This window comes from Embleya sp. AB8 (genome assembly GCF_049739465.1).
Taxonomy (GTDB): domain Bacteria; phylum Actinomycetota; class Actinomycetes; order Streptomycetales; family Streptomycetaceae; genus Embleya.
This window is the reverse complement of record NZ_JBMHHY010000014.1, coordinates 225,015-249,625: the sequence shown is the minus strand read 5'-3', so window position 1 is coordinate 249,625 and position 24,611 is coordinate 225,015. Positions and strand designations below refer to the sequence as shown.

4 protein-coding genes are annotated in these 24,611 nt (G+C 73.0%); 2 read left to right on the top strand and 2 right to left on the bottom strand.

Features of this window, described 5'->3' with window-relative positions:
• Positions 1 to 119: 119 nt before the first annotated feature.
• Both ABIA38_RS22465 and ABIA38_RS22460 read right to left on the bottom strand, forming a co-directional pair.
• Positions 120 to 16,034, bottom strand: coding sequence for an amino acid adenylation domain-containing protein (locus tag ABIA38_RS22465; protein WP_424640541.1), 15,915 nt, complete (start codon positions 16,032 to 16,034; stop codon positions 120 to 122).
• Entirely contained in the window at positions 16,031 to 22,564 is a 6,534-nt protein-coding gene (locus ABIA38_RS22460; RefSeq protein ID WP_424640540.1) for an amino acid adenylation domain-containing protein, read from the bottom strand. Before ABIA38_RS22460 ends, ABIA38_RS22465 begins: the two co-directional genes overlap by 4 nt.
• Here ABIA38_RS22460 and ABIA38_RS22455 point away from each other — a divergent pair.
• Together ABIA38_RS22455 and ABIA38_RS22450 are read left to right on the top strand one after the other, a co-directional pair.
• Positions 22,553 to 23,686, top strand: coding sequence for a thioesterase II family protein (locus ABIA38_RS22455; protein WP_424640539.1), 1,134 nt, complete (start codon positions 22,553 to 22,555; stop codon positions 23,684 to 23,686). The two genes, ABIA38_RS22460 and ABIA38_RS22455, sit on opposite strands and share 12 nt — an antisense overlap.
• A gap of 17 nt (positions 23,687 to 23,703) precedes the next feature.
• Positions 23,704 to 24,528 (top strand): SDR family oxidoreductase, encoded by an 825-nt coding sequence (locus tag ABIA38_RS22450; protein ID WP_424640538.1) that lies wholly within the window; start codon positions 23,704 to 23,706, stop codon positions 24,526 to 24,528.
• The last annotated feature ends 83 nt before the right edge of the window (positions 24,529 to 24,611 follow it).

Below are 24,611 nucleotides of genomic sequence, written 5' to 3'. Positions count from 1 at the left end.
GGCACCATCATGGCGCATCGATGGCGCCGCAGCAAGTCCGGCACGTGGCAATCCATGGACTCCGCACACGGCCTCGGACGGCGCCATGTGGCGCCATCCGAAGCTCGTAGCCGGTCGGCTCACTCCCCGGCGAGTTCCCGGCGGATGATCCGGCAGATCTCGGCGGCGGGTCCGGGCAGATACAGCTCCTCGTGCGCCCCCCGCACGTCGTACCGGCGCACCGCGCCCTGCACGTGCGCCCGCCACAGGTCGGCGAAGGATCCCTCGGGGTTGGGCACGGCGCCGAAGAACAACATGTCGCCGCGATAGACGGGCGAGTCGAACCCCGGCATCAGCGCCGTGTAGTTCGCCACGACCGCGACCGCCTGCTCCAGGAACGCCTCGTCGTCGCGCCCGGCCAGGCCGGTGAGGTGTTCGGCGAAATAGTCCCGGATCTCGGCCGTGGTGGGCGGCGTCTCGCTCGCCAGCCGGCTGCCCGGAACACTGTCGAGCAGGGCCAGCAACGGCACCTGGTGACCGCGCCGTTGCAACTCCGCGGCCATCGCGTGGGCCAGCGTGCCGCCGCCGGAGAGCCCCATCAGATGGAAGGGCCCCTCGGGTTGCACGGCCAGGATCTCCTCGACGTAGTCGGCGACCATCTCCTGGATCGACCCCGGCAACCGGGTCCGCCCGTCGAAGCCCTTGGCCTGGATGCCGTAGCTCGGCCGGTCCTCGGGCAACAGGCCGGCGAAGCCCAGGTAGGGCCAGCACAGGCCGCCGCCGGGGTGGACCCACCACAGCGGCTCGCGCTCCCCCTCGGACCTGATCGGCAGCACCGCCGCGAGCGGGTCGGCGGGCGCGCCGACTCCGCCGTCCGCCTCCAGGTAGGCGGCCAGTTCGGCGACGGTGGGCCGGTCGAAGATCACCCGGATCGGGAGGTCCGCGCCGAGCACGGTACGCACCCGGGTGATCAACCGGGTGGCCAGCAGCGAGTGCCCGCCCAGCGCGAAGAAGCCGTCGTCGATGCCGACCCGGTCCAGCCCCAGCACCTGGGCGAACACCCCGCACAGCAGTTCCTCGCGGGTGCTGCGCGGCGCGCGTCCGGTGCCGGCACCGCCGTAGTCCGGCGCCGGCAACGCGCGTCGGTCCAGCTTCGCGCTCGCGGTCAGCGGTACCTCGTCGATGGTCATCAGCGCCGCGGGCATCATGTATTCGGGCAGCCGCGCGGACAGATGGCCACGCAGGTCGGCGACCAGTTCGCCGTTCGCCCCGCCGGCCGGTACCAGGTAGCCCACCAGCCGCCGGTCCCCCGGCCGGTCGTCGACCACGACCACGGCCCGGTCGACGCCCGGATGGGCCAGCAGGGCCGCCTCGATCTCGCCGGGTTCGATCCGGAAGCCGCGGATCTTGACCTGCTCGTCCGCGCGTCCACGAAAGACCAGTTGCCCGTCCTCGGTGCGGGCCACGATGTCGCCGGTGCGGTACATGCGCTCGCCGGGTCGACCGAACGGGCAGGCCACGAACCGCTGCGCGGTCAGCTCGAGGCGGCCCACATAGCCGCGCGCCACGCCCGAGCCCGCGATGTACAACTCGCCGGGCACCCCGGCGGGCACCGGCCGCAGCGCGCCGTCCAGGACATAGACCCGGGTGTTGGGGATCGGCCGGCCGATCGGCAACACCTCGCCGGCGCCGGCCAGCGGCGCGCTCATCGTGGCACAGGCGGTGGTCTCGGTCGGCCCGTACACGTTCACCATCCGCCGCTCCCGCGACCATCGGGCGACCAATTCCGGCGGGGTCACCTCCCCGCCGACCACCAGCGAGCGCACCGTGGCCAGCGAGCCGGCCGGCATCGCGGCGAGCATCGTGGGCGGGATCATCGCGTGGGTGACCCGGTGCGCGGCGATCGTGTCGGCCAGCGGATCGCCGGGGGCCAGCCGATCCGGGTCGGCCAGTACCACGCACGCCCCCGAGAGCAGCGCGGTGAGCAACTCGCACAGCGAGACGTCGAAGCTCGGCGAGGCCAGTTGCAACATCCGGCTGTCGGGGGTCACCGCGAGTCGTTCCACGTGTGCGGCGGCCAGGCTCGCCACCCCTCGGTGGGTGACCACGACGCCCTTGGGCCGACCGGTGGAACCCGACGTGTAGATGACGTACGCCGCGCCGGCCGGCGACACCGCCGGTGCCGCGAAGTCGCGGTCGGCCCGGGCCGGTTGCCGGTCCACGCGCACGGTCGCGAGGCCCAGCCCGGCCGACGTCGCGATGCTCGCCTCGTCGACGATGATCAGGCACGCCCCGGAGTCCGCCGTCATGAACTCGATCCGCTCGCGTGGCAGCGCGGGATCGATCGGCAGGTATATGCCGCCCGCCTTCGCCACGGCCAGTAGCGCGACCACGAATTCCGGCGAGCGGCGCACACTCACCGCCACCACCGACTCCGGGCGCACGCCGCACCCGAGCAGTTCGTGTGCCAGCGCGTCCGAGCGCGCGTCCAGTTCCCGGTAGGTCAGCGTGGTCTCGCCGAACACCACGGCCGCGGCGGCCGGGTCGGCGGCCACCCGGGCGGCGAACAGGTCGGCGACGGTCGCCTCGACCGCGTCCGGCACACCCTCGTTGAGCTCGGCCAACAGCCGCTCCCGCTGAGCGACTTCGAGGCCGTCCAGGGACCCGATCGGGGTCTGCGGGTCGGCCGCCACCCGGCGCAGCACGCGGGCGAGCCGTTCGGCGACACCCTCGGCGCGCTCGGGCGTGAACAGGTCGCGCTGGTACTGCATGACCACGCGCAGGTGCGGGTCGGCGGTGGCCGCCACGCCGAACGGGTAGTGGGTGCCGTTCGCCGAGTCGGCGCCGGTGATCGTGATGCCCGCGGCGGTGTTCGCCTCGTCGATGCCGGCCCGGTCGACGGGGAAGGACTCGAAGACCACGACGGTGTCGAACAGTGTCGGCAGCCCGGTGGCCCGGTGGATCTCGGTCAGCCCGCAGTGGTGATGGTCGAGCAGTGCGCCCTGCCGGTCCTGCAGGGTGGTCAGCATCTCGCCGAAGGTGTCCCACGAGGAGAGCCGGACGCGGACCGGCACGGTGTTGATGAACAGCCCCACCATCGTGTCGACATCCGCGACCGCCGGCGGCCGCCCGGACACCGTGGTGCCGAACACCACGTCCCGCCGGCCGGTCAGCCCGGCCAGCACGACCGCCCACGCGCCCTGCACCAGCGTGTTCGGCGTGACGCCCAGTTCGGCGGCCCGCCGCGACAGTTGCGCCGCGACGTCGACCGACAGCGCGACGTCGACCTGCCCCACCCGGCCCTGGTCCACCTCGGGCCCCGCGTCGGGGGCGAGCAGGGTGGGTTCGTCGAAGCCGTCGAGTTCGCGGGCCCACGCCCGGGCCGACGCGTCCCGGTCCTGCCGCGCCAGCCATACCAGGAAGTCCCGGTAGCCGCGTACCCTCGGCAACGCCGACTCGTCCCCGCCGCAGGCGTACAGCCGCAGCAGGTCGTGCGTCAGCAGCGGCAGCGACCAGCCGTCGAACAACACGTGATGCGCGGTCAGCACCAACTCGGCCCGGGCGCGGCCGGTGCGCACCAGGGTCAGTCGCAACAGCGGCGGCACCGCCGGGTCGAAGTGGCCGGCCTGGTCCGCGGCCAGCAACCGGCCGAGGTGCGCGTCGCGTTCGCTCTCCTCCAGATCGCGCAGGTCCACCTCGCGCCACGGCAACTCGACCCGGTCCTGGACCAGTTGCACCAGGTCGCCGGCCAGGTCGGCGATGAAGGCGGTGCGCAGGTTGGCGTGCCGGTCCAAGAGTGCCTGGCCGGCCGCGCGCATCCGGGCCGGGTCCACCTCGCCGGTCAGGTGGTGGACCAGTTGCACGTGGTAGGCGTCGTAGGTGGCACCGGCCAGCATGGATTCGAACAGCAGCCCGGACTGGAGCGGAGTCGGCGGCCAGATGTCCGCCAGGCCCGGGTAGCGTCGCTCCCAGACCTCGATCTCGCTTTGCCGCACCGTCACCAGCGGCACGTCCGAGGGGGTGAGTCCGCCCGCGCCGGGTGTCGCGACGTGTGTCGCGAGGGCTTCGAGTGCGGCGCACCACAGGTCCGCCAGTTCGTGTACCTCCGCCGGGGCGAGCACTCCGGTGGGGAAGTCGATCCGGGCGTCCAGGCGCGGACCGCGCTCGGTGTCGGTGACGAACGCGTTGAGTTCCACGGCGGACTTGGCGGGCAGGTCCGGGTCGAACGCCGCGACCAGGCCGAAGGCATCGGCGACCTCGGTCCAGCCCAGGCCGCGCAGGTTCTGCGGCATGTCCGCCGCGGAGAACCGGCCCAGGTAGTTGAACGCGATCTGCCCGGGGGCATGGGCCGCGAGCACGGCGCCGGTCTCCGCGTTGAGGTAGCGCAACAGCCCGTAACCCAGGCCCTTGTCCGGGATCCGGAGCAGCTGCTCCTTGACCGCCTTGACCACCGCCCCCGCCGCCGGTCCCCCGGCGAAGGCGTCGTCCAGGTCCGCGTCGGCCAGGTCCAGCCGGACCGGGAACATGCTGGTGAACCAACCCACCGTGCGGGACAGATCCGCACCCGGGACCACGTGCTCCTCCCGGCCGTGACCCTCCAGCCGCACCAGGACCGAGGACTCCACCACCCCGCGCCCACGCCGCCACCTCGCCACCGCGAGCGCCAACGCGGCCAACAGACCGTCGTTGACCCCACCGTGGAACACCGCCGGAACCCGGGTCAACAACGCCTCCGTCACCGCCACCGGCAGCCGCACGGACACGCTGTCCATCGTCGCGTGCACGTCCACGGCGGGGTCCAGGTCGCGGGCGCCGAGCAGTGGATCGGGGCCGGCCAGCATCTGCTGCCACAGCGGCAGTTCGGCCACGCGCCGCGCGTCGAGAGCCTCCGCCGCCAGCGCCTGCGTCCACCGTCGGGCCGAGGTCGGCACCGGCGGCAGGTCCGGCGCGTTCCCGGCCCGCACACGCTCCCACGCGGCGGCCAGGTCCGGCAGCAGGATCCGCCAGGAGACGCCGTCGACGACCAGGTGGTGCACCACCATCAGCAGCCGCCCCACCGCGCCCGGGCCGGCCGCGGCGAACCACACGAACTGCGCCATCACCCCGGCCGCCGGAGCCAACCGCCCGGCGGCGGCGTCCAGTTCCCGTTGTGCGTCGGCCCCGGCCGCGACCCGGTGGAGCAGCCCTCGGGCGTCCACCGAGCCGGGCGCGGCGATCCGCAGCCCGTCGGCGTCGAGCCGCGAGCGCAACGCGTCGTGCCGGTCAAGGACCGCGTTCAGCGTCGCGACGAGCCCGTTCTCGTCGATCCCGGGCGGCAGTTCCACCAGCGTGGACATCGCGAACCGGTCGATGCCGCCGCCCGGCTCCAGCAGGTACCCGGCCATCGGCGGCAACGGCATCGGGCCCACGCCGTCGCCGTCGGATTCGGCCGGCGCGACATCGCGGGCGTTCGTGGTGCCTGCGGCGGCGGCCAGTTCGGCCACCGTGCGCAAGGCGAAGATCTGCCGGGGCGTGATCCGCACGCCCTGGGCCCGGGCCCGGGACACCACCTGGATGGAGCGGATGCTGTCGCCGCCGACCAGGAAGTAGTCGTCGTCGACGCCGACCCGGTCCAGGCCGAGCACCTCGGCGTAGACCCCGGCCAGGACCGTCTCCGCGAAGGTGCGCGGCGCCCGGTAGACGCCCCCGGTGAACACCGGCTCCGGCAGCGCCGTGCGATCCGGGTCGCCCGCCGGCGTCTCGGGGAGCCGGTCGAGGATCATGAACACCGAGGGGACCATGACGTCCGGCAGTCGCTCGGCGGTGAAGCGGCGCAGCTGCGCCGGCGAGACACCGGTGGTGGTGAAGTCCAGGTCGGCACCGGCGTCGCCGGCCCCGGTGGGGACGACGTAGCCGATCAGTTGCCGTCCCGCGCCTCGACCGGCGTGCGGGACCACCACCGCGCGGGCCACCCCGGGGTGGGTGGTCAGCACGGCCTCGATCTCGGCCGGGTCGATGCGCTTCCCGCGCACCAGCACCTCGGCGTCCCGGTCCGGTCCGATCCCGGCGGCGGCGCCGATGGGCGCGTCGGGGTCGGCGACCAGTTCGCGCAGGGTGGCGGTGAGCCGGTCGGCGATGTCCTCGACGGTGGCCCGGTCGAACAGGTCGGCGGCGTATTCGAGGTTGACGACCACGCCGACGTCCGCGATGTCGGCCATGTTGAAGCACAGGTCGAACTTCGTGGTCGCGGTGTGCGTCGGTTCCACCCTCACGTCGAGGCCGGGTAGTTCGAAGTCGTCGTGCCCGATGCTCTGCCAGGCCAGCATGACCCGAAACAGCGGCTGGTCCGGGGAGGAGCGCTCGGGGTCGATCAGTTCGACGAGCCGTTCGAAGGGCACGTCCTGGTGGTCGTACGCGGCCAGCGCCTTGTGTCGTACCTGGTCGAGGACCTCGCCGAACGAGGGGTTGCCGGGCAGTCGCACGCGCAGCACCCACGTGTTGAGGAAGAATCCGACCAGGTCGGCGAGGGCCTCATCGGTGCGGTTGGCGATCGGCGAGCCGATCGTGATGTCGTCGCCGCCGCCGAGCCGGCGCAGCAGCACCGCGAGCGCCGCCTGCACCACCATGGGCGCGGTGGCGCCCCGGGCGGCGGCCAGCTCGCGGACCGCGGCGCGCAGTTCGGGTGCGATGACGAATTCGAGCAGGCCGCCTCGGCCGTCGCCCGGCCCGGTTCGGGGGTGGTCGGTGGGCAACCGCTGGGGTCGGGTGACCGCGTGCAACTCGCGTTGCCAGAATGCGGATTGGCCGGCCCACACGCTGTGTGGGTCGTCCTCGTCGCCGAGCAGTTCGCGCTGCCACAGCGTGTAGTCGACGTATTGCACCGGCAGTTCCGGGCGGCGTGGTGCCTCGCCGCGCAGCCGGGCGGCGTAGGCCGCGCCCAGGTCGCGGACCAGCGGTGCCAGCGACTCGCCGTCGCCCGCGATGTGGTGGAGCAGCAGCAGCAGTACGTGTTCGCGCTCGTCGTGGCGAAAGACGGTGGCCCGCAGCGGCGGCTCCGAGGTCAGGTCGAACGGCCGGGCCGCGGCGCGCGCGATCGCCTCGGCGCCGGCGGCCGGTTCGACCTCGACGCCGATCGTGTCCGGCGGCAGGTCGTCGAGGCTCAGCACCCGCTGGTGGGCCACGCCGTGCTCGTCCTCGCCGATGAGCGTGCGCAGGCTCTCGTGGCGGCCGACCACGTCGCGCAGCGCCGCCCGCAGCGCGGGCAGGTCGAGCGGGCCGGTCAGGCGCAGCACCAGCGGGAGGTTGTAGGTCGCGGAGGGCCCGTCGAAGCGGTCGATGAACCACAGTCGGCGCTGCGCGAAGGACAGCGGGATGTGTGCGGGACGGTCGGCCGCGCGCCGCAGTTCGGGGCGCGTGCGGGATCCGACCGGCAGGTGCGCGCCCAGTTGCGCGACGGTGGGCGCGTCGAACACGGTACGGATCGGCACGTCGGCCGCCAGCGCCGTGCGCAGCCGGCCGACCAGGCGGGTGGCCAGCAGCGAGTGCCCGCCCAGCGCGAAGAAGTCGTCGTCGATGCCGACCGTGGGCAGCCCGAGCACGTCGGCGAACAGGGCGCACAGGACCTCTTCGAGCGGGGTGCGTGCGGCTCGTCGGGGGCCGGTGGCGGCGCGTTCGGGGGCGGGGAGCGCGGCCCGGTCCAGCTTGCCGTTGGCCGTCACGGGCAGCCGGTCCAGTACCACGAAGGCGCTGGGCACCAGGTATTCGGGCAGTTCGGCCTCGGCGTGCGCGCGCAGGGCGGCGGTGAGTTGGTCGGGGTTGTACCACTGCTCGGCGGCTGCGGGCGGGCCGGCGGCCGGCTCGGCCATCAGGTCGGGGCGGGTGGCGTGGATCGAGTACATGCCGGTGCCCGCGAGTTCGGCGGAGGCGTCCACGGTGGTGTGGAAGCCGTGTGCGCGCAGCAGGTCGACGATCAGGTCGCGGCGGCCGTCGATGTCGTGCACCTCGGCGACGATCTGCCGGATGATCGGCCAGTGTTCGGGCTCGATGCCGGTCAGCACGTCGAGTTCGCTCTTCTCCGCGTCCACCTTCAGCAGGTCGATCACGGTCAGCTCGTGCTCGCGGATCACCTGTGAGAGGGTGCGCAGTTCGACGTCGACGGGCACGCTGTGCAGCCGCTCGGTGAGCAGTTCGGTCAGGTCCTCCTCCCCGGTCGCCGGGTCGGGCCGCTCGTTGGGGTCGGCCTGCTCGCGCTCGCGTTCGTTGCGCAGGACCTGTTCGAGCATGTGGCGTTCTTCGCCCTCGTCGGCGAAGCGGCCGGAGAGCAGCGACATGTCCGGGTAGTAGGTGAACACCGCGCGGCCCGGCTCGCGGCCGATGCCGCAGGTGGTGACCACCGCGTCGATGTCGTGCAGTTCGGCGTTGGTGCGGAACATCTCGGCGAGTTCGGGGATCGGCTCGAAGGCGTAGATCCGGCAGTCGGGCCGGCGGGTCTTCAGGTAGAGCGAGAACAGGCCGACGTGGCCGCCGACGTCGACCACGCAGGCACCCTCGGGCACGCGCACGCCGGAGCGCAGGTATTCGTTGCGCCCGAAGATCTCGTCGTAGAGGTAGGTGGTGTTGGACCGGTTGCGCGCGTGCACCAGCATCCCGTTGGGCATCTCGTGCAGTTCCACCCCGTCGAGCCGGCCCTCGCGGCGCATCCGGGTCACGTTCGCGACCGCCGGCGCGTGCTCTCGGCCGGGCACCACGTAGGCCACCAACTGCCGGTCGCCCGAGGGGGCTTCGCGGGCGAGCAGGACGGCCTGCGCGACGCCCGGATGGTCGGTGAGGGTGTTCTCGATCTCGCCGGGTTCGATCCGGAAGCCGCGGATCTTGACCTGGTCGTCGGCCCGGCCGAGGAATTCGAGGCGACCCTCGCGGTCCCAACGGACCAGGTCGCCGGTGCGGTACATCCGGCTGCCGGGCGCGCCGAACGGGTCGGCCGTGAACCGCTCGGCGGTCAACCCCGGCCGGCCGGTGTAGCCGCGGGCCAACTGCCGTCCCGCAAGGTAGAGTTCGCCGGCCACGCCGGGTGGTACGGGGGTGAGGTGGGGGCCCAGGACGTGGACCCGGGTGTTCCACACGGGGCGGCCGATGGTGACCGGCCCCGGGTCCGAGCGCGGGCACGGCGTCGCGGTGACGTCGACCGCGGCCTCGGTCGGCCCGTAGAGGTTGTCCAGCGGGGCGGGCAGGATCGTGTGGTAGTGGTCGCGCAGGGCCGGGCTCAAGGCCTCGCCGCTGCAGACGACCTGGCGCAGGCTCGCGCAGCCGGCCGCCGCGGGCTCGTGCAGGAATGCCTGGAGCATCGACGGCACGAAGTGCGTGATGGTGACCCGGGCCCGCTGGATCAGCTTCGCCAGGTAGGTCGGGTCGCGGTGTCCGTCGGGCCGCGCCAGGACCAGCACGGCGCCGCTGATCAGCGGCAGGAACACCTCCCAGACCGAGACGTCGAACCCCAGCGGGGTCTTTTGCAGGATTCGGTCGTCGGGGGTGACGTGGTAGTGCTCGCGCATCCACAGCAGTCGGTTGACGATCGCCGCGTGCTCGACCACCACGCCCTTGGGGCGGCCGGTGGAGCCCGAGGTGTAGAGCACGTAGGCCGGATGCGCCGGGCCGGCCGGGGTGAGCGGGCCGGCGGCGGTTTCCTCCCGGTCGACGTCGTCGATCACCAGGCGGGCGAAGTCGCCCGTCCCGGGCGCGTCGGCGAGGGTGAGGGTGACCTGGGGGCGGGCGTCGGTGTGCAGGTAGGCGATGCGTTCGGCGGGGTATCCCGGGTCGATCGGCAGGTAGGCGCCGCCGGCCTTGTGTACCGCCAGCAGGGCCACGATCATCTCGATCGAGCGGGGCAGCAGTACCGCGACCACGCTCTCCGGTCGCACGCCGCGCGCGCGCAGCCGGTGGGCGAGCGCGTCGGCGCGCCGGTCCAGTTCCGCGTACGTGACGGCGGTGTCCTCGAAGACCACGGCGATCGCCTCGGGGGTGCGTTCGACGCCGGCCCGGAACAGTTCGGGGATCGTGGTGGCCGGTACCGGTCGCGCGGTGTCGTTCCAGGTGACCCGGACCTGCTCGTGCTCGGCGGGTTCGAGCACGTCGAGCCGGGCCAGCGGCAGGTGCGGATCCGCCACGATCTGGGTCAGCACCCGCACCAGTCGGCCGCCGATGCCGGCCACCGCGGCGTGGTCGAACGCGTGGTGCTGGTACTGGAGGGCGATCCGCAACAGCGGATCGGCGTCGGCGGTGACCGCCAGCGGGTAGTGGGTGCCGCTGAACGGGGTGAGCCCGCTGATCGCCACCCCGGACTCGGCGTTGGCCTCGCTCAGGCCCACCCGATCGACGGGGAAGGACTCGAAGACCACGACGGAGTCGAACAACACGCCGAGTCCGGCCGCGCGTTGGATCTCGGCCAGCCCGAACTGGTGGTGGTCCAGCAGCGCGGCCTGCCGGCGCTGCAACGTGGTCAGCAGTTCGGCGAGGGTGGCCGTGGGGGTGCAATCCACCCGCACCGGCAGGGTGTTGATGAACAGCCCCACCATCGAGTCGACCTCGGAGACGGCGGCCGGCCGGCCCGACACGGTGGCGCCGAACACCACCTCCCGGCGACCGGTCAGCTGCCCGAGGAGCACCCCCCAGGCGCCCTGGAGCAGCGTGTTCAGCGTCACGCCCAGCTCGGCGGCGCGCCGGGACAGGCCGTGCGTGAGTTCGGCCGACAGCGGCACGTCGAGCTGTCCGGTGTCCCCGGCGGCCGTGCGGCCCGCGGAGCCGGCCGCCAGCAGGGTGGGTTCGCCGACGCCGGCCAGTTCGTCCGCCCAGGCCCGGGCGGCCGCGTCGCGGTCCTGTCGGGTCAGCCAGGCCAGGAAGTCGCGGTAGCCGCGCACTCGCGGCAGCACCGACTCGTCCCCGCCGCAGGCGTACAGCCGCAGCAGGTCGCGCATCAGCAGCGGCACGGACCAGCCGTCGAACAGCGCGTGGTGCGCGGTGAAGACCAGTTCCGCGCGTTCGGGGTCGAGCGTCATCAGCGACATCCGCAGCAGTGGCGGCACCGCCGGGTCGAAGTGTGCGTCGCGGTCCTCGGCCAGCAGTCGCTCCAACTCGTCGTCGCCGCGACCGATCAGGTCGAAGTGGCGCCACGGGAGTTCGACTCGGCCCGGCACGACCTGGACGTATTCGCCCCGGGCGTCGGGCACGAACGCGGCGCGCAGGTTGGCGTACCGGTCGAGCAGCGCCTGACCCGCGGCGCGCATGCGCTCGGGATCCACCCGGCCGGTCAGGTGGTACACGAACTGCACGTGGTAGGCGTCGTAGGTGGCGTCGGCCAGCATCGACTCGAACAGCAGGCCGGATTGCAGGGGGGTCAGCGGCCAGACGTCCACCAGGCCCGGATAGCGTCGCTCCCACGCCTCGAGCTCGCTCTGCCCCACGGTGACCAGCGGTACGTCCGAGGGCGTCAGGCCGCCGGCGCCCGGCTCGGCGACGTGCCGCGCCAACCCCTCGAGGGCGGCGCACCACAGGTCGGCCAACTCGCGTACCTGGTCGGCGGAGAGCACCCGGGTGGGAAAGCCGAATCGGGCGTCCAGGCGTGCGCCCTGGTCGGTCTCGGTGACCAGCGCGTTCACGTCGAGTACCGACAGTGCGGGCATGTCCGGGTCCGGGGTCGCCACCAGTTCGGCGGTGCCCGGGGTCTGCGACCAGCCCAGGCCGCGCAGTTCCGCGGGCATGTCCGCCGCGGAGAACCGACCCAGGTAGTTGAACGCGATCTGCCCGGTCGGGTATTGCGCCAACTCGGCGCCGGTCTCGTCGTCGAGGTAGCGCAACAGCCCGTAGCCCAGGCCCTTGTCCGGGATCCGGAGCAGCTGCTCCTTGACCGCCTTGACCACCGCCCCCGCGGCGGGTCCGCCGGCGAAGGCGTCGTCCAGGTCGGCGTCGGCCAGGTCCAGACGGACCGGGAACATGCTGGTGAACCAACCCACCGTGCGGGACAGATCCGCGCCCGGGACCACGTGCTCCTCGCGGCCGTGACCCTCCAGACGCACCAGGACCGACGACTCCTCCACCCCGCGCGCACGCCGCCACTTGGCGACCGCGAGCGCCAACGCGGCCAACAGACCGTCGTTGACCCCACCGTGGAACGCCGCCGGAACCCGGGTCAACAACGCCTCGGTCACCGCCACCGGCAGCCGGGCCCAGACGTGGTCCCCGGTGGCCGTCACGTCCAGCGCCGGATCCAGCGGGCGTGAGCCGAGCACCGGGTCGGGGCCGGCCACCACCGATCGCCACAGCGGCAACTCCCGGGCCCGGTCGGGCGCCTGCGCGACGAGCGCGTGCGCCCAGCCCCGCGCCGAGGTGCGCACCGGGGGCAGCGCCGGCGTCCCACCGATCCGCACCTGTGCCCACGCGGCGGCCAGGTCGGGCAGCAGGATCCGCCAGGACACCCCGTCCACCACCAGGTGGTGCAGCACGATCAGCAGCCGGCCCGGGCCGTCGAGGCCACGTGCGTCGAACCACACGAACTGCGCCATCACCCCGGCCGACGGGGCCAACCGGCCGGTGGCCGCGTCCAGTTCCGCCTCGGCCTGCTCCTGCCACGGCCCCGCGCGGACCACCCGCCGCAGCAGCGCGGCCGGCGACGCCGTCCCCGGCGCCTCGACCCGCAGCCCCTCCGGTACCAGCCGCGAGCGCAGCACGTCGTGGTGGTCCAGGACCGCGCCGAGCGTGCCGAGCAGCCCCGCCTCGTCGATGTCGGGCGGCAGGTCCACCACCATCGACATGGAGAACCGGTCGATCCCGCCGCCCAGTTCCAGCAGGTAGCGGGCGATCGGCGGCAGCGGCAGCAGGCCCACGCCGCCGCCGGCCGGCTCGTCGAGCACCGCGCGCACGCCGGCCCGATCGCCCGCGAGCGCGGCCAACTCGGCCACCGTGCGCCGCTCGAAGATCTCCCGGGGCGTGACCTCCACGCCGCGCGCCCGGGCCCGCGAGACCACCTGGATCGAGCGGATGCTGTCCCCGCCGATCGCGAAGTAGTCGTCGTCGATGCCGACCCGGTCCACACCGAGCACCTCGGCGTAGACCTCGGCCAACACCGACTCCGCCGCCGACCGGGGCGCCCGGTATTCCCCGCCCGCGAACACCGGTTCCGGCAGCGCCGCCCGGTCCAGCTTCCCGTTGGCGGCCAGCGGCAGGCGATCGAGCACTACGAAGAGCGAGGGGACCATGAACTCCGGCAGCCGTTCGGCGACGAACGTGCGCAGTTCGGCGACCGAGACGCCCACGGTCAGGTCCACGTCGAGCCGGCTCAGGCTCGCGGCGCCGCCGAGCGAGTCCACGGTGCCGATGCCCCCCGCGCCCACCGGGACCACGTAGCCCACCAGTTGCCGCCCGCCCGGCCGGTCGTAGGTGGTCACCACGGCCTGCGTCACGCCCGGATGCGCGGTCACGGCGGCCTCGACCTCGCCCGTCTCGATCCGGAACCCGCGGACCTTGACCTGCGCGTCGTCGCGCCCCGCGTACTCCAGGGTGCCGTCCGCGGCGCGCCGGGCCAGGTCGCCGGTGCGATACATCCGCTCCCCGGCCGGACCGAACGGGTCGGCCACGAAGCGCTCCGCGGTCAGTGCGGGACGCGCGTGGTAACCGCGGCCGACCGCGCCCGCGACATACAGTTCGCCCACCACGCCCGGCGGTACCGGCCGCAGCCCGGGGCCCAGCACGTAGGTGCGCATGTTGCCCAGCGGCGCCCCGATCGGCACACTCCCGGCGGCCTGCCACGGCGCGTCCGCGGGCACCGCGAACGTGGTGGCGTAGAAGCTCTCGCTCTGCCCGTACGCGTTGACCACGCGCACCCCGGGGAACACCTCGCGGACCCGGCGTACCAGGGCGGCGGGCAGGGCCTCGCCGGCGCACACCACGGCGTCCGCGGTCGAACCGGCCGGCAGGTGCTCGACCAGTTCGGCGAGGACCGAGGGCACGGTGCTGATCACCCCGCCCGACCCGGCCGGCCGCTCGCCCAGCGCGAGCACGTCGCGCAGGATCTCGACGGTGCCGCCGACGCCGAGGGTGGTGACGATCTCGAACACCGACACGTCGAAGTTGATCGACGTCCCGGCGCACATCCGCGAGCCGGGGCCCACACCGACCGAACGCGCCAACCGCAGCACGCCGTTGACCACGCCGTGGTGGGTGATCGCGACGCCCTTGGGCGTGCCCGTGGAGCCGGAGGTGTACATCACGTAGGCCACGTTGTCCGGTCGGGGTGCGGACGCCGGGGTGCCCGGGTCGGCGCCGTCGAGGTCCAACTCGTCCAGGCGCACCCGGGGAATGTCCGCGCCGGGCAACGTCGGGGCGGTGTCCGCGTCGGTCAGCAACAGCCTGGGGCGGGCCTCGTCGAGGATTCGATCGAGGCGCCGGCTCGGATAGCGGGGATCGATCGGCACATAGGCGGCGCCGGATTTCCAGATGCCCAGGAGCGCGACCACCAGCTCTGCGGACCTGGGCAGGGCCAGGCCCACCAGCGTCTCGGGCCCCGCGCCGCGCCGAACCAGCTCGTGCGCCAGCCGGTTCGCCCGGGTGTCCAACTCCCGGTAGGTCAGCCGCCGGTCGCCGAAGACCACGGCGATCGTGTCCGGGGACACCTCGACCGTGCGCCGTACCAGTTCCGGGACGCCGAGCGCCGGGGTGGGCATCGCCGTGTCGTCGAACCGGGCCCAGCGTTCGCGCTCGTTCGGGGCCAGTACGTCCACCGCGCCCACCGGCATGGTCGGATCGGTGGTGAACTGCCGCAGGACGCGGACGAATCGCTCGCCGATGCCGACGATGGTGTCCCGCTCGAACAGGTCGGTCGCGTATTCGAGGGTGCAAAGCATGCCCGCCTCGACCGCGTCGACGGCGAAGTTGAACTCCAGGTCGAACTTCGAGGTCCGGGTCGGGACGGCGGACAGGTGCGCGTTCAGGCCCGGGAGGTCGAGGTCGATGCGGGCGTTGTTCTGCCAGGTGAACATCACCTGGAACAGCGGGTGGTAGGCGGTGGACCGCTCCGGGTTCAGTGCCTCCACCAGCCGCTCGAACGGCGCGTCGGAGTTGTCGAAGGCGCCCAGCGCCCGGTCCCGGACCCGGTCGAGCACCCGCTCCACCGACGGGTTGCCGGACAGGTCGGCGCGCAGCACCCAGGTGTTGACGAAGAACCCGACCAGGTCCGCGAGTTCCTCCTCGCCGCGCCCGGCGATCGTGGAGCCGAGGGTGACGTCGTCGCCGGCGCCGAGGTGGTACAGCAGGGTGGCCAGCGCCGCCTGCATGACCATGGACACGGTCACGCCGCGGCTGTGGGCCAGTTCGGTCGCGGCGGCGAGCAGGTCGGCGTCGATCGCGAACTCGACCATGTCGCCGTGATGGCTCGCCGTCGCCGGGCGCGGATGGTCGGTCGGCAGCCGCATCTGCTGTGGCGCACCGGCGAGTTCGGCGCGCCAGTAGCCGAGCTGCCGAGCCAGCACGCTGTCGGGGTCGCGCTCGTCGCCGAGGAACTCCCGCTGCCACAGCGCGTAGTCCGAGTACTGCACGGGCAGTTCGAGCCACTGCGGCGCCCGCCCCTGGACGCGGGCCCGATACGCCGTGGTCAGATCGCGGGCCAGCGGCGCCATCGATTCGCCGTCGGCGGCGATGTGGTGGACGACGAGCACGAGCACGTGCTCCTCGGCGGAGCAGCGCAACACCTGGGCGTGGATCGGGATCTCGCCGGCCAGGTCGAACCGCCGGCCCACCGCCTGGGCCAGCGCCTCGGGGACCGCGTCGGGAGCGATCTCGACCACCGGCACCGGCGGCGCCACCTCGGCCGAGGGCAACGTCCGCTGGGCGGGCACCCCGTCGTCGTCCACCACGAACACCGTGCGTAAACTCTCGTGCCGCTCCACCACGTCGCGCACCGCCGCGCGCAGCGCGGGCAGGTCGAGGACACCTTCGAGCGTAAGCACGAAGGGGAGGTTGTAGGTCGCCGACGGCCCCTCGAACCGGTCGATGAACCACAGTCGGCGCTGCGCGAACGACAACGGGATCACTTGGCATCCACTCCTCGATCGGTCATCTTGCGCAGCCGGGGTCTGGGGCCGGCCGTCGTGGTCACCGCGGCGAGGTCACCGGACAACTCGCCGATCGTCGGACTCAGGAAGATCGCTCTGATCGGCAGGTCGGCGCCCAGCTCCGCGCGGATGCGGCCGACCAGGCGGATCGCCAGCAGCGAATGTCCGCCCAGGGTCAGGAAGTTGTCGTCGATGCCGACCCGGGCGACGCCGAGCACCTCGGCGTACAGCCGGCACAGCACCTTCTCCCGCGCGGTGCGCGGCGCGCGGTACTCGGCGCCGACGAACGTCGGTTCGGGCAGCGCGCCGCGGTCCAGCTTGCCGTTGGGGAGCAGCGGGAAGCGCTCCAGGGCGACGAACGCGGCCGGCGCCATGAAGTCGGGCAGCCTGCCCGACACCCAGCCGCGCAATTCCTCGGTCGCGGGGGCCGCGCCTGCGCTCGCCACCACGTAGGCCACCAGCCGGCTCCCCCGGCCGCCGTCGCGGCCCGCACGCGGCACCACCACCGCCTGGCCGATCCGGGGGTGTGCGGTCAGCACCGCCTCGATCTCGGCCGGTTCGATCCGCACCCCGCGGATCTTGACCTGGGCGTCGCCGCGCCCGAGGTATTCGAGCCCACCCCGGTCGGTCCAGCGGGCCAGGTCGCCGGTGCGGTACATGCGCGCCCCCGGGGGCCCGAACGGGTCGGCCACGAAGCGCTCCGCGGTCAACCGCGTGCGCCCGTGGTAGCCGCGCCCGACGGTGGCGCCGGCCACGTACAACTCGCCGCGCACGCCCGGTGGGACCGGGCGCAGTCCGGCGCCGAGCACGTAGGTGCGCACGTTCGCCAGCGGCGTGCCGATCGGCGCGCCGGCCGGGCCGTCCCAGTCCTGCTCCGCGGGCAGCGCGAACGTGGTGGCGTAGAAGGTCTCGGTCTGCCCGTAGGCGTTGACCACCCGCACCCCCGGGATCGCCTCGCGGGTGCGGCGCAGCAGCGCGGCGGGCAGCGCCTCACCGGCGAACACCACGGCCTCGGCCCGGATTTCGCCCGCCGCCTGGTCCAGCAGCTCGGCGAACACCGAGGGGACCGTGCTGATCACCACGCCCGAACTCCGGTCCCCGGCGCCGCGCTCGACCAGGGCCAGTACATCGCGGATCACCTCGACGGTGCCGCCGGTGCACAAGGTGGTGAACATTTCGAACACGGACACGTCGAAGTTGACCGAGGCCCCGGCCAGCATCCGTGTCCCGGGCGGGACGCCGAGGCAGGAGACCAGGCCCGGCACACAGTTGGTGACGTTGCGATGGGTGATCGCCACCCCCTTGGGCGTGCCGGTCGACCCGGAGGTGTACATCAGGTAGGCCACGTCGTCCGGCCGCGGCCGGGTGCCGCGCACGGGGGTGTCCGCTTCGCGGTCCGCCCGGTCCGGGCGCAGCACGGGCAGGTCGGTCGGGGGCAGGATCGTTTCGGTGTCGGCGTCGGCGAGGATCAGCGACGGAGCGGCGTCGGCGAGCACGAACTCCAGTCGCGCGCTGGGGTATTGCGGGTCGATCGGCAGGTAGCCGGCGCCGGATTGGAGCACCGCGAGCAGCGCCACGACCAGGTCGGCCGACCTGGGCAGGGCCACCGCCACCACCGACCCGGGTCCGATCCCGCGCCGGATCAGCGCACGGGCCCGGCGCCGCGCCCGCTCGTGCAGTTCGCGATAGGTCAGCGACGTCTCGCCGGACACCACGGCGATCGTGTCCGGGGTCGCGGTGGCCTGTCGCTCGAACAGTTCGGGGATGGTCGTCGGTGGTGTGGGCACGCCGGTGTCGTCGAGGCCGCGCAGCAGTTCGCGTTCGGCGGGTTCCAGCAGGTCCACGGCCGCGACGGGGTGCTCGGGGTCGGCCGCCGTCTGGCGCAGCACGCGCCCGAAGCGGGCCGCGATGCGCTCGGCCCGGTCGTGCTCGAATACGCCGTGGCGGTATTGCAGGACCAGCCGCAGGGTGGCGCGATCGTCGGGGAAGGCCATCACGGTCAGTGGGTAGTGGGTGGCGGTGAACGGTCGCAGTCCGGTGACGGTGATGCCGGCCTCGCGGCTCGCCTCGGTGATGCCGGAACGATCCAGCGGGAAGGACTCGAAGGCGATGTAGGTGTCGAACAGGGTGGTCGAGCCGGTCGCCCGGCCGATGTCGGTCAACGGATGGTGGTGGTGGTCGAGCAGCGCGCCCTGCCGGTCCTGGAGGCGGGTCATCAGCTCGGCCAGGCTCTGCCCCGGGCTCCAACGCACGCGGACCGGGACGGTGTTGAGGAACAGGCCGACGACGGAGTCGACGCCGGTGAGCGCGGGTGGGCGGCCGGCCACGGTGGCACCGAAGACCACGTCGGTGCGGCCGGTCAACTGGCCGAGCAGGGCGGCCCAGGCGCCCTGTACGACGGTGTTCAGGGTGAGCCCGAGTTCGGCCGCCCGATGCGCGAGCGCGCGGGCCTGGTCGCCGGTCAGCGGTACGTCGACCTGGCCGATGCCGGTGAAGGTGTCCGCGCCGGGGGCGGTCCGGGGGGCGATCAGGGCGGGGTCGTCGAACCCGTCCAGCTCGTTCGCCCACGCGCGCGCGGACCGGTCGCGGTCGCGGCGGGAGAGCCAGGTCAGGAAGTCGCGGTAGCCGCGCGCCCGGGGCAGCGCCGCGGCGTCGCCGCCGTTGCCGTACAGCCGCAGCAGATCGCGGGTCATCACCGGCAACGACCAGCCGTCGAACAGCACGTGATGCGCGGTCAGCACCAGTTCCGAGCGGTCGGGCCCCAGGGTGACCAGGGTCAGCCGCAGCAGCGGCGGTACGGCCGGGTCGAAGCGCCGCCCCAGGTCCTCGGCGAGGAGTCGGGCGAAGGCCTCGGTACGCGCCGCCTCGTCGAGGTCGCGCAGGTCCACTTCGCGCCACGGCAGCGGGACGCCCTCGACGACCAGTTGGACCGGGCCGTTCGCGGCGTCGGGGACGAACGCGGTGCGCAGCGCCGCGTGCCGGTCGAGCAGCGCCTGCGCGGCGACGCGCATCCGGGCGGGGTCCACGGCCCCGGACAGGTGCAGCGCGTACTGCACCCGGTACGGGTCGACGGCGGATTCGTCCAGCATGGTCTGGAACAGCAGCCCCTCCTGGAGCGGGGTCAGCGGCCAGATGTCGACCAGGCCCGGGTGGCGCTGCTCCCAGGTGTGGATCTCGTCCTGGCTCACCGACACCAGCGGCACGTCCGAGGGGGTCAGGCCGCCCGCGCCCGGCCGGGCGACATGCCGGGCCAGGCCCTGGAGGGCCGCGCACCACAGGTCGGCCAGTTCGTGTACCTCCTCGGGGGCGAGCACCGCGGTCGGGGCGCCGAACAGCGCTCCCAGGCGCGGGCCCTGGTCGGTGTCCACGACTGCGGCGTTGATGTCCAGCTCGGACAGTGCGGGCATGTTCGCGTCGTGTCCGGCGTCCAGTTCGGCCAGTTCGGCGAATTCGGCCAGTTCGGCGGTCTGCGTCCAGCCCAGGCCGGCCAGGTGTTCGGGCATGTCGGCGCCGGAGAACCGGCCGAGGTAGTTGAAGCCGATCTGGCCGATCGGGAAGGGGGCGAGTTCGGCGGCGGTGTCCGGGTTGAGGTGGCGCAGCAGCCCGTAGCCGATGCCCTTGCCGGGGATCCCCAGGAGTTGCTCCTTGACCGCCTTGAGCGCCCGGCCGGCGGCCGGGCCGCCCGCGAACGCCTCGTCCAGGTCGATGTCCGCGACGTCCAGGCGCACGGGGAAGACACTGGTGAACCAGCCCACCGTGCGGGAGAGGTCGGCGCCCGGGACCGTCTCCTCCTCGCGGCCGTGGCCTTCGAGGCGGAGCAGGGTCGAGGTCTCGAACCCGCCTCGGGCCTGCCGCCGGCGGGCCACCGCCAGCGCCAGGGCGGCCAGCAGGCCGTCGTTGACGCCGCAGCGAAACGCGGCGGGGATCGAGGTGAGCAGCGCCTCGGTGACCGCCGGGGACAGCAACACCCGGGTCTTGTGCACGGTGCCCATCACATCCGCCGCCGGATCCAGGCGGCGGGTGCCCAGGAGTGGGTCCGGGCCGGCCACGATCGAGCGCCACACCGGCAGTTCGGCCACCCGCTGCGCCGAGGTCGCCTGGTCCGCCAGCGCGTGTGCCCAGCGCCGTACCGAGGTGGGCACGGCGGGCAGGGTCGGCGCGTTCCCGGCCCGAACCCGTTCCCACGCGGTGGCGAGATCGGGCATCAGGATGCGCCACGACACCCCGTCGATGACCAGGTGGTGCAACACCACGAGCAGGCGCCCGGGGCCGGGCGAGCCGACCGGGTCGAACCACACCAGCCGCGCGATCACCCCCGCCGAGGGGTCCAGTTGCCCGGCGGCGGCGTCCAGTTCGCCGACCAGCAGGCGGTGCCAGTGCTCCCCCGCCCAGTTCCCGTCGCACTCGACGCGGCGGATCAGCGGGTCCGCCGGCACCGTGCCCGGGGGCGCGACCACCAGCGCGTCGGAGTCCAGTCGCGCGCGCAGCAGGTCGTGCCGGTCAAGCGCGGCGGTCACGGTCGCGACCAGCCCGGTCCGGTCGATGTCCTCGGGCAGGGCCAGCACCATCGCCTGGGACAACCGGTCGAAGCCGGGCCCGAGTTCGCCGATCCAGCGGGCCACCGGCAGCAACGGCAGCCGGCCGATGCCGCCGGCCGCGGGCTCGACCGGCACCGGGTCCGGGCCGGCCCGCTCGGCGGCGATCGCGACCTCGGCCAGCTCCGCGACGGTGCGGGACTCGAAGATCTGGCGGGCGCTGATCTCCAGGCCCCGGGCGCGGGCTCGGGAGACCACCTGGATCGATTGGATGCTGTCCCCGCCGATGGTGAAGAAGTCGTCGTCGGTGCCGATCCGGGCCCGGCCCAGCACCTCGGCGAACACCGAGGCGAGCAGTTCCTCCTGGGGAGTGCGCGGCGCCCGGTAGGTGGTGCCGGTGAACTCCGGTGCGGGCAGTGCCGCGCGGTCCACCTTCTCGTTCGGGGTCAGCGGCATGCGCTCGAGCACCACGATCACCGCCGGCACCATGAACTCGGGCAGCCGGCGGGCCACGAACTCGCGCAACTCCCCTGCGGCAAACCCGGTGTCGAAGGCGATGTCGCCGGCGCCGGCGTCGCGCGGGACCACGTATCCCACCAGTTGCCGGGCGCCGCCGATCCCGTCGCGGGCGATCACCGCCGCCTGGGTCACCTTCGGGTGGGTCAGCAGCACCGCCTCGATCTCACCGGGCTCGATCCGGAACCCGCGCACCTTCACCTGCGTGTCGGCGCGCCCCTTGAACTCCAGTTCGCCGTCCGGGTTCCGGGTCACCACATCGCCGGTGCGATACATCCGCTCGCCGGCCGGCCCGAACGGGCACGCGAGGAAACGTTGCGAGGTCAGCGTCGGTCGATTGAGGTAGCCGCGCGCGACCCCGACGCCCGCGAGGTACAACTCGCCGGGCGTGCCCGGTGCGACCGGGGTGAGCGTGTCGTCCAGCACGTAGGCGCGCATGTGGTCCATCGGGCGGCCGATCGGGATCTCCTCGCCCGCCGCACCCATGGGATCCACCAGTGCGCACACGGCGAACACCGTGGTCTCCGTCGGCCCGTAGCCGTTGACGAAGGCGGTCTGCGGGCACGCCCGCCGGGCCGCGCGGACGGCCGCCGGCGAGACCCGGTCGCCGCCGATCCACAACTCCCGGAAGCCGGCCAGGCACCGCGCGTCCTCCCGGACCAGCAGGTCGAACAGGGCCGCGGTCAGGAAGGTCGAGGTGACGTCGTGCTCGGCCACCAGCTCGGCCAGCGAGGCGGGGTCCAGTTCCCCGGCCGGGTCCACCACGACCTGTCCCCCGGTCAGCAGCGGCACCCACAGCTCGTAGACCGAGGCATCGAAGGCCAACGGCGAGTGCAGCAGCACCCGGCGCTGCGTGCCGCCGCGCCAGCGCCGGTCAAGGGCCAGGCCCACCACGTCGCGGTGGGTCACCCCGATGCCCTTGGGGGTCCCGGTCGAGCCGGACGTGTAGATCACGTACGCGAGCGTGTCCGCCCGGGCCGGCCGCGGGCCCTGCTCCGCCGCCGGGTCGAACGCCGGGGTGTCCCGCAGGAGTTCGTCCGGCTGCACACTCGGGCAGGCATCGGGCAGGGTGGCCGCCGGGGGCGCCGTGGCCAGTAGCAGCACGGGTCGCGCGTCGCGCATCATGAACTCGATGCGCTCCGCCGGGTACGTGGCGTCCACCGGCAGGTACGCGGCGCCCGCCTTGAGCACCGCGAGCAGCGCCACCACAAGATCCACCGAACGCGGCAGCAGCACGCCCACGATCGACTCCGCGCCCACGCCGCGCCGGGTCAACGCGTCGGCGAGCCGGTTGGCGCGCTCGTCGAGTTCGCGGTAGGTCAGCGTCGTGTCGCCGCACACCACCGCGGGCGCGTCCGGTATCGCCGCCGCCTGCCGTTCGAACAACGCGGGAATCGTCGCGTCGGGTATCGGCTCGGCCGTATCGTCGAACGTCTTCCACAAGCGATGCCGCTCCATCGGATCCTGCACATCCATCACCCACCCGAAGAGGAAGTGAATCGGAGCAACGATTTACGTCGCACTGCCGTCCACGACATCGGTTCGGGGGCCGAATCGGGCCGCACCCACATCGATATCGCCGATAAAGATCACGCCGTCGCGCTCTGCGGACTTCCAACACCTTCGTACCTGTGTCCGCGTGGGTCAAGCACGCACCCGGTCGGCCACGCGGTTCGCAATTCGATCGGCCGGCCGCTGTGTTCCTTGCCACTGCGGAAAACGCGCGGGATCATGAATTGCCGCTGTCGGGCAATCCGCTGGCAGCCCGACCCGGCCGTCCCACCAGTTGAACCACGCGACGTCCCGTCGACGGGACAGCAGCCGGTCACCCGGCGCCCCCTACAGTTCGCGGTCGACGGTTCGGGAAAACACGAGGATTCCATGTCGGCAAAGTCGCTTTCCTTGGTGTGTCTGCCGTTCGCCGGGAGCGGAGCCGGATTCTTCCGCGCCTGGGCGGAAATACCGACCCATGGCATCGAGGTATTACCGGTGCAGTTGCCGGGCCGCGAGGAGCTTTTCCTGGACGATCCGTTCACGGATGTGCTCGAGGCCGCGGCGTGGCTCGCGCCGCAAGTCGCCGATCGCACCGAGGGAACGGATCGATTCGCGCTCTTCGGGCACAGTCTGGGCGCCGTGCTGTGTCACGAAATCGCGCGCCAACTCGTCCGGCTCGGCCATCCGGGCCCCAGCCATGTCTATGTCAGCGGTTCCCCCGGACCGGGGAGCGGTCGCGATCGTCGGGCCACCGGTCTCGACGACGACGAATTCCTCGGGCGGGTACAGGAATTCGCCGGATATCGACACGCGGCATTCGACGACCCGGATCTGCGCGAGTTGTTGCTGCCCGTGCTGCGCGCGGACGTGTCGATGCACGAGGACTATCGGCCATCCTCGACCGAGCCCCTCGACATCCCGCTCACCTCGCTGCGCGGCGCGGACGACGCCCTGGTCTCGAGCGAACACGCGCGGCAGTGGCGCGAGGTCACCAAGCGAGACTTCCGATACGTGGAACTGCCGGGCGGGCACATGTATCTGGCCGACTCCCCCGACGCGCTGCTGCGCACGATCGTGGCAGCCTGAGCAACGGAGACCACGGCATGGCATTGCAGGGCAAGACCGCCGTCATCACCGGAGCGGCCCGCGGCCTCGGCCGCGAATGCGCCGTCCGATTCGCCCGCGAGGGAGCCGACCTGGTACTTCTGGACATCGCCGACGACCTGCCGGGCGTGGGCTATCCGCTGGGCTCCGCGAGCCAGTTGGCGCACACCGCGAAGTTGTGCGAGGAGCACGGCGCCGCCGTGCTCGCGGCCGCCGTGGACGTGCGCGATCCGATCGGCGTGCGGACCGCGGTCGACGCCGCGTTGGAGCGTTTCCACACGATCGACGTGCTCGTCAACAACGCGGGCATCGCCGCGCCTTCGGGCCTGCCCCTGCACGAGGTGAGCGAGGCCGACTGGGCGCTGATGCTCGCCGTCGACGTCACCGGCGCCTGGCGGATGATCAAGGCCGTCGTACCGTCGATGCTCGAACGGCGCAGCGGCAGCATCGTCAACGTCTCCTCGACGGCGGGCCTGGTCGGCTACCGCAACTTCGCCGGCTACGTCACCGCCAAGCACGGCCTGATCGGCCTGACCAAGGCCGCGGCATTGGACTACGCCCCCTTCCGGATCCGGGTCAACGCACTGTGCCCCGGCTCGGTGCGGGACGATCCGCTGGTCGAGGGCCGCATGCTCGCGGAGATCGCCCGCTCGCTCGACGTCCCGGTCGACGAACACGAGGAGATCTTCCTGCGCGATCAGCCGATGAACGCACTGGTCGAACCGGCCGACATCGCGGGGGCCGCGCTCTGGCTCGCCGGCGACGACTCCCGCCGGGTAACCGGCACCGTCCTCACCGTCGACGCGGGCTTCACCAGCCGGTGAGGCCGGGGACGGGCCCGAAACGCGCACCGGCGCTCGGCCACGGCGGCCGAGTCGACCCGACCTGCGACCCGGTGCCGCGCACC